The sequence below is a fragment of the uncultured Rothia sp. genome, assembly GCF_937976295.1.
Taxonomy (GTDB): domain Bacteria; phylum Actinomycetota; class Actinomycetes; order Actinomycetales; family Micrococcaceae; genus Rothia.
This window is the reverse complement of record NZ_CALJRY010000162.1, coordinates 1-12119: the sequence shown is the minus strand read 5'-3', so window position 1 is coordinate 12119 and position 12119 is coordinate 1. Positions and strand designations below refer to the sequence as shown.

Genomic DNA, 12119 nt, shown 5'->3' with positions numbered 1-12119 from the left:
TGTTATGCCCTTTTGAAGATGTGCAGGAAGGCTGAAGCTCTGTCTGCTTTTCTGCAGCGCCCCCATGCACAAACAGCGGTCGTGGGGTGTTATAGCAGCTTCTGAGAGCCCCCTGAAAGCTTCTAAGAGGCTCTGAGAGCTTCTGGAGGGGAGACCAGAGAATAAAGCCCGGACGCCACGGTAGAAAACGCCAAAGTTAAGGGTTGCGAGAGCGATCTATGCTGTGCAGCTGATATTTCTTCTTAGAGACTTGGCAAGGGCCTCCTGTAGCCCTGCGCTCCGACGCCGGGATTGCAGTTACAAGCCACAGCGAATCTTCTCATTTCCCTCGTACTGCGAGGCCTTACGCAGTCCTAGGTGCAGAAGAACGTTAGCCCTCTATAAGTGACTCAGGAGCCACACAAGCGTTTTGCAGAGAACAAATTGAGAGGGGAGACGATAGGGGATCTGAGAAGCGAAGAACCAAAGATGTTTTCTTGGTGTGGAGGAAAACTATAGCTGGTTGCTTGAGAGTAAAGAAAAACGGTTCCCAGCCTGAAGGCTGGGAACCGCAATTCGAATGACTGCCCCTCGGAAGGGACATAGGTAATCCTACTACAGAATGCCGCAGAAGTAGAACCTATGTGTGCTTATGCCTAGATGTTTTCCTCGTGGCGAGGCTGATAGCCGTGCTGAGGAGCCGGGGGCTGCTGCATCTGGACATTGCCCTGCGGGTACGTACCCGGCTGATTCTGATACTGAGGGAAATCCTCAAGCTGCTCAGAATCCTGGTGCGGAGCTACTGCATCCTGCTTATTCTGTCGAGCCAGCAGACGCCAGATAACGCCACCGATGAGCAGAATAGAGATAATCAGCAGGGTCAGCGGGTTCAGACCGTTGAGCAAAATTGCCAGGTCGAGGGTGACCAGGGCGGTTGCAATATAGGTCCAGACTCGGTCGAGTAGCAGAGCACTCAGGAGGGTTAGGGCGATGCCGAGTACCAGCACCACGATATCCGGACCGTCGGCAGGAACTGCCCAGGTTACCAGGGTGAGGAATACCTGCAGACCCAATGCCCAGTACAAGGGAGCGTCCGATATCTGCGTGTCCAACGGCTTCTTCGCAATGAGGTTGCTGAGGACCTTTGCAGCGGTGAACGCCAGGAGTGCCAGAAGAGCAACCTCAAGAATCACGCTCAGCGGGTTGTAGGCTAAGTAATCAAAGACCAGGCGGGCAATGAAAAGGCTGAACGCAGCGGTACCAATAGCCGGCAGGTTCTTAGGCTTAGAGACCGATACGAAGGACAGAGCAAACAAACCCCAGAGAAGGGCGTTGAGTTCCACCTGCTGGTAATCGAAAATCAAGCCGAAGAACGTAATAAATCCCAATGCGTACAGTGCCGGAATCATAAGCAATGTATTGACCGGAGCGTAGATGGCTTGGGTCAGGGGACGGCGCGGCATAAAACGCGGATAGGGCGAACCCAACGGACCGTGCATCGGTAGCTCAACCGTCCTATTACCGGCAGGGACAGAGATGTACGGGCGAATAGTCGCCTTTGCGCCAGAGACCTCGACCGGGAGCGTGACCTTCAGAACGAAAAGGATAATAACGGCGAGCAGGACGTAATAGCCCAGCAGAGTTATCTCGATTGTGCTTTCCCTCGTGTTGAAGAGATTCCACAGAGAGCCTACACAGAAAACGGTAACGCTGATGGAAGCACCAATCTGCATGTAAGGCACCTTGAAGAAGATTGCCACCACCCAGAGAACAATCAGGAGGGCCGGAGCAGCTACTGATAGTAGAAGCTGATCAATATCTGTCACGGTGTACCATACGCTCAGTACAGCGCCAAGGGTGAAGAAAGCAACGGCAGCGTATACCTCGTAGAATCGCTTGGAACGTGCATAGAGCAGCACGCTACACAGAGCTTGACCAGCCAGTAGAACAACGATGAGGAAGTTGACTACTGCATCCGTCACGTTGCCGCTGATAGCCAGCAGAATGACAGACCAGCAGATGGGGAAACGAGCAATAGTGAGTAGCTCGGAACGGGCCGAAGAACCTGCAGCCATGAAGAAGCCAAGTGCCACGTAAATGACCGTCAGAACGGCAGGCAAAGCTACCGCAACATATTCTTTCTGCGGACCGAAAAGCAGATAGTGTCGAGAGCCAATCATGGCGATGACGAAGGTTGTGTAGAACGCGATGCGCACGACGCTGACCACGGTGGAGCGGGCAGAACCAACAACATCCGGAAGTTGCAGGGCTCGACCCAGCAGAAGAGCGCTCAGAGCGCTAACGAAAAGAACAGCTCCAGCGAACAGCGAGAAACTGACCCAGAAGCGGTCATATACAGCACCATCAATAATGCTGATGCAATATCCTACAAACAATGCGAAAACGCCCAAGATGAGATATACCGACATCTCATTGAGTCGGTAGCTCACATTCTGCGCTGCGCCATTCTGAGAGAACGCAAAGGTCAATAGCGCGATAGCTGAGCAGACCATAGCAAACATCAGAAGCGACTCAGAGGTCCGCATCTCAGGGATGAGAGCAAGGAAAAGCTGAATCATGCCTATGGCATAACCAATATTGCTAAGCGCAGCTCCAGCAGTGCGCACCTCAGGGGCTTTGGCACTGAGCAGGTAGATAACAATAGCAGCGGCAAAGAAGAGGTAGAAAGTGCCCTGATTATTGGGGGAGAGGTACATGGCAATCACAGGAATGAGTGCCGCAAAAATCATGAGCACCAGAGGCTGAACTGCCTTGCGATAGAGCAAGAAACTCACAATGCAGAGGACGCCAATAACCCAGGGGGCGGGGAAGACGCCTTGAATGCCTTCTGCATAGGGTAGGAAAGTGCTCCAGCGTGTTACACGTGCCGAGCCGTGAGTCGCATAGGCGGCGTAGAACGCATCCAGGACCGCCAAGAAGGAGAAGAAAACACCAACGCACGCGTCAACGGCAGGCAACCATGCCTTCTTGCCAGCGCGAGGCTGAAGAGCATCCTGAGCCCAGGGAATATGAGGCACCTGCTGATTCGGCGCGGTAGGATCCTCGTGAGAGTCAACGCCCTCACCAAGGTTCTGCTGCAAACGCGGAACAAAAGCGTATACGGAAATCACGTTCACAAACAGAACTGAAACAAAGAAAATACTGGGGAACCAGGGGCCGTGATTCGAATCCAGAAGGAAGCATAGGACTGAAGCGATGGGGTAGATACGTGCCTGAGCGTAGTAATCTGCCGTGCCGTTCAGCCAGGTGAAAAGAATGGCGTGAGCAGACATGACCGCAAAAGCAATACCCGCGTCCGTGTAGCTCAGATCGTTGGTGAAGAAGAAAATAGCGATGGCGGTAGCCGGAACAAAAATGCGGGAAGAATCAACAAGACCTTCGCGGATACCCTTCGGGGCAGCGTTCGGCGCAAAATGCAGAATCAAACCCAGAACAGTGGCAACAACGGTCAACGAGACGAAATACCAGACAAAAGGCAGGTAGGCTACTTTTGTTGCTGCCAGAGAGTCCGAAACGATAAACGAAATCAGCAGGTACGCCATCACTCGGTTACGCATGAGAGTGCAGGCTCCAACAATGGCGGCAGTGCCAATCAGAGAAGTGAGGAGCCAGATGTAGCGTCCTTCAGTCCAAATCTTGAGGACATAGATCGCAACGCCGGTTAGCGGAATAAAGGCGAGACCGGTTGCTGTAAAAGAGTAAGAGGCAATCCGCAGGCGCTCCACGAAACGGTAGGTGAGTAGACCTGCTCCGTAGAAGATAACTGCTCCAAGCGCCATTGCGAGGACACGGAAAATCGCCGTTTCATCCTGAGAAGAAGTCACCGAGGTGACAAAAAGACCCGCAGCACCGATGAGCAGGAGCGAGCCAATGTACAGAACAATATTGAGGAAGATATCCTCATTGACTCGGCGTCGCGGTGCAGGAGGCTGAGTATGCGCACCCGCTAGGGACGGGGGAACATACGCTAGAGACGGGGGAACATACACGCCCAGACCCTGCTGCGGTTGCTGAACATGCTGGGGATTTTGAGATGAAGAGTGAGAGCTAGAGGATGCCTGATGAGGTTGTGTCGGCTGAGACATGGTTTCTCCTTAGGCTGTAGTGATACTTCTACAATACGAGAGCTTTTAGTACTAAAACCTTTATTACGGGCAGTAAAGCGCATGGAACTTACTGAAAGTAGATTGAAAGCTCCCTGAGAGTTGCATCGCGGGAGTACCCTCAGGTTGACAGAGATAGTTAAGTGTTCTTAAGCACTTAACTTGTGTTCGTATTGCATAAGGGCTCTATCTCTGAGAGAATTGACGACGTTGTCAAAGCGTCTACCTGCACTAAAGGTAGGCCCACGTATGACCCGGTCCGAAGGATGACGGGACGAGTTTGCCTAGAAAATAGGCGACACGCCCGAGTTCGGGGGTCGGTACTTAGGCGGGGTGAGGAACCCGGCAAAGCCGGATTCAGTCCGTTCTGAGTGGCGCACGTGATGAATATATCGCGTTCCTTAAGCGCTATAACAAAGGGGCAAAAGCTCCGATACAGGGAATACATCAAGAAAGAGAGTCCGACAGATGGCGGGACAGAAAATCCGCATCCGTCTGAAGTCCTATGACCACGAGGTCATCGATTCTTCGGCACGGAAAATCGTCGAAACGGTAAAGGGCGCAGGCGCAACTGTAGTTGGCCCCGTGCCGCTGCCGACCGAGAAGAACGTTTACTGTGTTATCCGTTCTCCCCACAAGTACAAGGACAGCCGCGAGCACTTCGAGATGCGTACGCACAAGCGTCTGATCGACGTTGTTGATCCGACCCCCAAGGCTGTTGATGCCCTCATGCGTCTCGACCTGCCGGCAGACGTAAACATCGAGATCAAGCTGTAGAGGATCGCATCTAATGACTAACAAATTCGAGCGCCAGGTGAAGGGCCTGCTGGGCACCAAGCTCGGCATGACCCAGGTCTGGGACGAGGACGGCAAGTTCGTGCCCGTCACCGTCGTCAAGGCTGATTCTAACGTTGTTACCCAGATCCGTAACCAGGAAACTGACGGCTACGAAGCTATTCAGATTGGTTTCGGTGCAATCGACTCTCGCAAGGTTACCAAGCCCCTGGCTGGTCACTTCGAGAAGGCCGGTGTTACCCCCCGTCGCCACATCGTCGAGCTGCGTACCGCAGATGCTTCTGAGTATTCCCTCGGTCAGGAACTGACCGTTGAGCTCTTCGAAGCAGGCCAGAAGGTCGACGTCGTTGGTAAGACCAAGGGTAAGGGCTTCGCAGGTGTTATGAAGCGTCACGGCTTCAAGGGTGTTGGCGCGTCTCACGGTCAGCACAAGAACCACCGTAAGCCCGGTTCCATCGGTGGCGCATCCTACCCCGCACGCGTGTTCAAGGGTATGCGCATGGCTGGCCGTATGGGCGCAGCACGTCACACTACCTTGAACCTGACTATCCAGGGTGTGGACGCAGAGAACAATGTCCTGCTGATCAAGGGCGCAATCCCCGGTCCCAAGGGCGGCGTTGTTCTGGTTCGTACCGCTGTGAAGGGAGCCTAATACATCATGGCTGTTAAGACCCTTAAGGTAGACCTGCCCGCAGAGATTTTCGACGCGCAGGCATCCGTGCCCCTGCTGCACCAGGTTGTCGTTGCACAGCTCGCTGCTGCACGCCAGGGCACCCACAAGACCAAGAACCGCGGCGAGGTTTCCGGTGCAGGCCGTAAGCCCTTCAAGCAGAAGGGTACCGGTAACGCACGTCAGGGCTCCATCCGTGCACCGCACATGACCGGCGGTGGCGTTGTTCACGGTCCGACCCCGCGTAACTACGCACAGCGCACCCCCAAGAAGATGATCGCCGCTGCACTGCGCGGTGCTCTCTCCGATCGCGCTCGTCACGACCGCGTCCACGTTGTCGAGAACTTCATCTCCGGTGAAACCCCCTCGACCAAGGCTGCAAAGGCTGCATTCGCAGCTATCACCGAGCGCAAGAACATCCTTCTTGTGATTGCTCGTGCAGAGGACGTTGTGGCTCTGTCCGCACGTAACCTGGAGAACGTCCACGTTCTGTACGCAGATCAGCTCAACACCTACGATGTGCTGGTTTCTGACGACGTGGTCTTCACCAAGGCAGCATTCGACGCATTCGTTGCTGCAGCTCAGAAGAAGGAGGGCGCTAAGTAATGAGCGTTTCCACCAAGTCTGTATACGACGTGATCATCGCTCCCGTCGTTTCCGAGAAGAGCTACGGTCAGCTCGACGAAGGTAAGTACACCTTCGAGGTCGCAACCGATTCCAACAAGCTGGAAATCAAGCAGGCCATCGAGAAGATCTTTGACGTCAAGGTTGCTTCCGTCAACACCATCAACCGTCAGGGCAAGCGCAAGCGCACCCGTTTCGGTTGGGGCGCTCGCAAGAACACCAAGCGTGCGATTGTGACCCTCAAGGAAGGCACCATCGACATCTTCGGCGGTCCGCAGGCATAAGCCCCGCGGAGACCACTTTAACGAAGGAAGAAATATCTAAATGGGTATTCGTAAGTACAAGCCGACGACCCCGGGTCGCCGCGGTTCGAGCGTTGCTGATTTCTCCGAGATCACCCGCTCCACCCCGGAAAAGTCCCTGCTTCGTCCGCTTCACAAGACCGGCGGCCGTAACAACACCGGCCGCATCACCACCCGTCACAAGGGTGGCGGCCACAAGCGCCAGTACCGTCTGATCGACTTCCGTCGTCACGACAAGGACGGCGTTAACGCACGCGTTGCACACATCGAGTACGATCCCAACCGTACCGCTCGCATCGCGCTGCTGCACTACGTCGATGGTTCCAAGCGCTACATCATCGCTCCGAACAAGCTCGCTCAGGGCGACATCGTCGAGTCCGGCCCCGCAGCTGACATCAAGCCCGGTAACAACCTGCCCCTGCGCAACATCCCCGTTGGTACCGTGATTCACTGTGTCGAGCTCCGCCCCGGTGGCGGCGCAAAGCTGGCTCGTTCCGCAGGTGCTTCCGTGCAGCTGGTTGCTAAGGAAGGCAAGTACGGTCAGCTCCGTCTGCCCTCCGGCGAAATCCGCAACGTGGATGTTCGCTGCCGCGCAACCGTTGGTGAAGTTGGCAACGCTGAGCAGTCCAACATCAACTGGGGTAAGGCAGGCCGTAACCGCTGGAAGGGCATCCGCCCGACCGTCCGTGGTGTGGTCATGAACCCGGTTGACCACCCGCACGGTGGTGGTGAAGGTAAGACCTCCGGTGGTCGTCACCCGGTTAACCCCAACGGTAAGCCCGAGGGTCGTACCCGCCGTCCCAACAAGGAAAGCGACAAGCTCATCGTTCGTCGCCGTCGTACTGGCAAGAAGCGCTAAGGAGCCTGAAACATGCCTCGTAGTTTGAAGAAGGGCCCTTTCGTTGATCAGCACCTCTACCTGAAGGTTGCAGCTCAGAACGAGAAGGGCACCAAGAACGTAATTAAGACTTGGTCGCGTCGCTCGATGATTATCCCCGACATGCTCGGTCACACCATCGCAGTGTACGACGGTCGCAAGCACGTGCCGGTGTTCATCACCGAGTCGATGGTTGGTCACAAGCTCGGTGAGTTTGCTCCGACCCGCACTTTCCGCAGCCACGTGAAGGACGACCGTAAGGGCAAGCGTCGCTAATCGGTTCACACCGATAAGCTAACGTTTCCCTTTCGGCAATAGACGAAAGAGAGATAGGCAATGGAAGCCAAGGCATCAGCGCGTTTCGTTCGCGTTACGCCTATGAAGGCCCGCCGTGTCGTCAACCTGATCCGTGGTAAGCAGGCGGAAGAGGCTCTGGCGATTCTGAAGTTCGCCCCCCAGGCAGCTTCGGAACCGGTATACAAGATCGTTGCTTCGGCAGTAGCTAACGCTCGTCAGAAGGCAACCCAGCAGGGTCTGCCCTTCCGCGAGGAAGAGCTGTTCATCAGCGAAGCATTCGTGAACGAGGGCCCGACCATGAAGCGCATTCAGCCCCGCGCTCAGGGTCGCGCATACCGAATCAACAAGCGCACCAGCCACATCACCGTGGTAGTTGCTACCCCGGAGAAGGAGGAGGACCGCTAAATGGGTCAGAAAATTCACCCGAACGGTTTCCGACTGGGCATCACCACTGACCACGTCTCCAAGTGGTTCGCTGATTCCAACAAGCCCGGCGAGCGTTACGCTGACTTCGTCCGTGAGGACGTAAAGATCCGCGAGCTGCTGGCAAAGAACCTGGATCGCGCAGGCGTTGCAAAGGTCGAGATCGAGCGTACCCGTGACCGCGTGCGTGTGGACATCCACACCGCTCGTCCCGGTATCGTGATTGGCCGCCGTGGCGCAGAAGCAGACCGCATCCGCGGCGAGCTCGAGAAGCTCACCAACAAGCAGATTCAGCTGAACATCCTCGAGGTTGCTAACCCCGACCTCTCCGCTCAGCTGGTTGCACAGAGCATCGCAGAGCAGCTCGCATCGCGTGTTGCATTCCGCCGTGCAATGAAGAAGGCAATCCAGTCCGCACAGCGTGCAGGCGCAAAGGGTATCCGTATCCAGTGCTCCGGCCGTCTGGGTGGCGCTGAAATGTCCCGTTCCGAGTTCTACCGCGAAGGCCGTGTGCCCCTGCACACCCTGCGTGCGAACATCGACTACGGCTTCTTCGAGGCTAAGACCACCTTCGGTCGCATCGGCGTGAAGGTCTGGATCTACAAGGGCGACCTGACCGACAAGGAGCTGGCAGCTCAGCAGGCAGCAAACAACCGCCGTGGCAACCGCCGCGATGGTGACCGCCGCCGCCAGGGCAACCGTGGTCCTCGTCGCGAGCGCCGCAACGAGAACGCTTCGGCAAAGGTCGAGGCCAAGACTGCAGAGAACGGTGAGGCATAAATGCTTATTCCCCGTCGAGTAAAGTACCGCAAGCAGCACCACCCCAAGCGTAATGGTCTCGCAAAGGGCGGCACCGAGGTTAGCTTCGGTGAGTGGGGCATTCAGGCCCTGTCGCCCGCATACGTGACCAACCGCCAGATTGAGGCTGCACGTATCGCAATGACCCGTCACATCAAGCGTGGCGGTAAGGTCTGGATCAACATTTATCCCGACCGTCCGCTGACCAAGAAGCCTGCTGAAACCCGTATGGGTTCCGGTAAGGGTTCGCCCGAGTGGTGGGTCGCAAATGTCAAGCCGGGTCGAGTCATGTTTGAACTCTCCGGTGTGTCCGAAGAAGTGGCTCGCGAGGCAATGCGCCTGGCAATCCACAAGCTCCCGATGAAGGCACGTGTTGTGCGTCGCCGCGAAGGTGGTGAATAAGCGAGATGGCAGTAGGATCCAAGGACCTGAGCATCGATAAGCTCGCAGAGCTCTCCAACGAAGAGCTGGCTGCAAAGCTGAGCGAAGCGAAGAAGGAACTCTTCAACATCCGCTTCCAGGAAGTCACCGGTCAGGCTAACGCAGGTCGTCGCCGCACTATCAAGCGCGACATCGCACGTATCTACACCGTGCTGCGTGAGCGCGAGCTCGGTATTCGTCCCGCAACTGAAGGTGAGTCCAAGTGAGTGAAGTAAAGAACGAAGAGCGCGGCTACCGCAAGACCCGCCGCGGCTACGTTGTCTCCGACAAGATGGACAAGACCGTTGTCGTCGAGGTCGAGGACCGCGTGAAGCACGCACTGTACGGCAAGGTTGTTCGCCGTAGCTCCAAGATCAAGGCACACGACGAGCAGAACACTGCTGGTATCGGTGACCTCGTTCTGATTGCAGAGACCCGTCCGCTGTCCGCTTCCAAGCGTTGGCGCGTCGTGGAGATCCTCGAGAAGGCTAAGTAAGCCCTCTAAGGACTCTCTGCTAGAGCAGTAAAAGAACCTCTCTCCTACTTCGGTAGGAGAGGGGTTCTTTGCGTTTAACTTTCGTGCGAGAGAAACCCAGGAAAAACCCTGGCGGACGTCCTATGGCATGGGCTGATGACAGGCCCTAAGACAACATCCTTCATAAATGTCTTGATATGTCATACGAGAAAGAAATATTTTTCTCTCGATGTGATGGCGCAATCCATGCGTAGACGCTGTAAGAGAAGAAAGCGCATGTGGAGACGGAATAGCAGCGAAAAATGAAAAATAATGCGTGAGTAAGGTACCTAGGAACTTATGACATTCGATGAACAGCACTTGAAAACAACCTAATGAGGCACTTATTATCATCTTTATAGTTGCTTAGCGTAACCTTGCCTAATAATCAGCGGGGTGGCTTTGCATCTTCCGGAGGTTGCACGACCTTTGGAGAAGTACCACTACATATCATCGAGGATCAGCATGACTTCTTCACACAAGCCCTCACGTAAGCTGCTCGCCATTGCTGGCGCACTTTCCGTTGTTGCAGGCTCTTTCGCTACCGTTCCCGCTACCTTCGCGGCGAACGTCTCCGCATCCGTTCCCGGCGGGAATTCCCAGACCTCTACTGAGGAATGCCGCCACATCGCAGTAAGCGCTACCCAGTACCAGGGTCTGCCCGGCCAGTACCAGCTGGCATACTCGGCAGCAACCTCCTCCCTCTACACTTCCTTCTCCTCCGGACGCCCGCCGATTCTGACCGGTGGCGTCGGCACCTGGAACGTTGCATCTACCCCGAGCCTTGCCACTGTCTACCAGTTCCCGACCAGGGACTTTACTGCACGCGGTGCTACCGCACCGACCGGTAAGCAGATTGAATCTCCTTACGGTATCGCCTACGACGAAGCAACCGGATACGTATGGGTGACCCAGACCCGTGTCAACAAGGTATCTGTCTTCGATCCCGCGACCAACAAGATTATTTGGAGCAGCGCAGAAGGCGACGTCAACCACCCGCGTGAGGTACGCATCGACCCCTCTAGCGGCAAGGTATTTGTCTCTGGCTCCGGTGGCATTAGCGTCTTCGATACCACCCAGCACGCCCTGGTCAAGAAGATCGAATTCACCGACGCCAAGGGCGAATCTGACACCGCAATGAACATGCACGTGGACTCCGCTGATGGCAAGCTCTACGTGCCCTCCCTGAGTGCCGGCACCATTAAGGTGATTGACACCAAGAGCTACGAGGTTGAGAAGACCATTCAGCTGCACAAGGAAAATGCTGAAGCTGCTCTGTACCCCTCGGACGTCACTATCGACAAGTCCCTGAAGGAAATCTACGTCAGCTCTCAGGGTGACGGTAAGGGCGCTAACTCCGGTATTACCGTCTACGACCTGGAAACTGGTGCCTACAAGAAGACCATTCCTTTCGGCAACCAAGCCCTCGCCCTCGCCTCCGACGAAGCCCGTGACCTGCTGTACGTGACCGACTACGGCACCGGTAACGTCGGTGTTGTTGATGCACGAACCGGCACCGTTGTTTCTCAGGTGTCTACCGGTGCGACCAGCGGCGCAAATGATGTTCTGGTCGCTGCAGACGGCAGTGTATACGCTGTAGCACGCAGCGTCGAAGGCGCTTCCGCTATCGAAACCGACTACACCATCGATAAGACCACCGGTGAATACCGCACCTCTAGCACCGAGCCTAAGGGCAAGGACAACGCAGATTCCCCGATCGTTCCCGGCGTCATGGTGAAGATCAACACCACCGTTGAAACCACCGCGAAGCCTGCCGCACAGACTTCTTCTGAAGAACTGGTGAAGACCTACGCCGACGGCGCTAAGCTGTACGCTACGAAGGACTGGACCACCGGTGAAACCCTGAAGCTGCGTGGTGAAGGTTTCAAGACTCAGGACGGCTCAAAGGGCTCCGTACTCGCAGTCAAGCTGAACAAGGGCCGCATCTCCGCGAAGGAAGAGCCGAAGTTCAACGGTGCTGATGGCAACAGCGCAGGCGTCTGGGCGTACATCCAGGCAGATGAGAACGGTAACTTCACCGCTGAGCTGCCCTACCCGACCACTGAGAATTCCAACCTGACGGAAAACCTGAAGGTCGGCGATAAGGTATCGGTCTTCCTGCTCTCCGGCTCCATGATCGAAGGTGATACCGCACGTGGTGGTGAAGCGGTCTCCGCAACCGTTGCAGAGAAGAAGGCAGACACCGCTGCAACCTGCGCACCGGCAGAAACTACTCAGGTTGCTGCTGCTCCCTCTGGCGTGACTACCACTTACCCCGCCGGCACTAAGCTGAGCC

Annotated in this window: 13 protein-coding genes; 12 read left to right on the top strand and 1 reads right to left on the bottom strand. The window is 55.8% G+C overall.

The window, feature by feature from the left end:
• Window positions 1-635: 635 nt before the first annotated feature.
• Window positions 636-4085, bottom strand: coding sequence for a Fe2+/Zn2+ uptake regulation protein (locus tag Q0216_RS04515; RefSeq protein ID WP_298593260.1), 3450 nt, complete (start codon window positions 4083-4085; stop codon window positions 636-638).
• A gap of 486 nt (window positions 4086-4571) precedes the next feature.
• Here Q0216_RS04515 and rpsJ point away from each other — a divergent pair, with 486 nt between their 5' ends.
• From rpsJ to Q0216_RS04455, 12 genes are all read left to right on the top strand, one after another.
• Window positions 4572-4880 (top strand): 30S ribosomal protein S10, encoded by a 309-nt coding sequence (gene rpsJ, locus Q0216_RS04510; protein WP_004005287.1) that lies wholly within the window; start codon window positions 4572-4574, stop codon window positions 4878-4880.
• Between the two features lie 13 nt (window positions 4881-4893).
• On the top strand, window positions 4894-5550 hold the full coding sequence (gene rplC, locus Q0216_RS04505; protein WP_294628513.1) for a 50S ribosomal protein L3: 657 nt from the start codon (window positions 4894-4896) through the stop codon (window positions 5548-5550).
• 6 nt (window positions 5551-5556) lie between these two features.
• On the top strand, window positions 5557-6174 hold the full coding sequence (rplD, locus tag Q0216_RS04500; protein ID WP_005504957.1) for a 50S ribosomal protein L4: 618 nt from the start codon (window positions 5557-5559) through the stop codon (window positions 6172-6174).
• A complete protein-coding gene (gene rplW, locus Q0216_RS04495) occupies window positions 6174-6476 on the top strand; it encodes a 50S ribosomal protein L23 (RefSeq protein WP_005504959.1) in 303 nt (100 codons plus the stop codon). Before rplD ends, rplW begins: the two co-directional genes overlap by 1 nt.
• A 40-nt stretch (window positions 6477-6516) precedes the next feature.
• A complete protein-coding gene (rplB, locus tag Q0216_RS04490; protein ID WP_060824424.1) occupies window positions 6517-7353 on the top strand; it encodes a 50S ribosomal protein L2 in 837 nt (278 codons plus the stop codon).
• 12 nt (window positions 7354-7365) lie between these two features.
• A complete protein-coding gene (gene rpsS / locus Q0216_RS04485; RefSeq protein ID WP_004005282.1) occupies window positions 7366-7647 on the top strand; it encodes a 30S ribosomal protein S19 in 282 nt (93 codons plus the stop codon).
• A 60-nt stretch (window positions 7648-7707) separates the two neighbouring features.
• On the top strand, window positions 7708-8073 hold the full coding sequence (gene rplV / locus Q0216_RS04480) for a 50S ribosomal protein L22 (protein WP_005504964.1): 366 nt from the start codon (window positions 7708-7710) through the stop codon (window positions 8071-8073).
• Window positions 8074-8871 (top strand): 30S ribosomal protein S3, encoded by a 798-nt coding sequence (rpsC, locus tag Q0216_RS04475; RefSeq protein ID WP_005504966.1) that lies wholly within the window; start codon window positions 8074-8076, stop codon window positions 8869-8871.
• Entirely contained in the window at window positions 8872-9291 is a 420-nt protein-coding gene (gene rplP, locus Q0216_RS04470; RefSeq protein WP_044150210.1) for a 50S ribosomal protein L16, read from the top strand.
• Between the two features lie 5 nt (window positions 9292-9296).
• On the top strand, window positions 9297-9536 hold the full coding sequence (rpmC, locus tag Q0216_RS04465; RefSeq protein WP_005504969.1) for a 50S ribosomal protein L29: 240 nt from the start codon (window positions 9297-9299) through the stop codon (window positions 9534-9536).
• Window positions 9533-9805 (top strand): 30S ribosomal protein S17, encoded by a 273-nt coding sequence (rpsQ, locus tag Q0216_RS04460; RefSeq protein ID WP_298593256.1) that lies wholly within the window; start codon window positions 9533-9535, stop codon window positions 9803-9805. The genes rpmC and rpsQ overlap by 4 nt, the downstream gene beginning before the upstream one ends.
• A 483-nt stretch (window positions 9806-10288) precedes the next feature.
• Window positions 10289-12119, top strand: a 1831-nt coding sequence (locus Q0216_RS04455) for a YncE family protein (RefSeq protein ID WP_298593254.1), incomplete at its 3' end; no start/stop codon positions are given.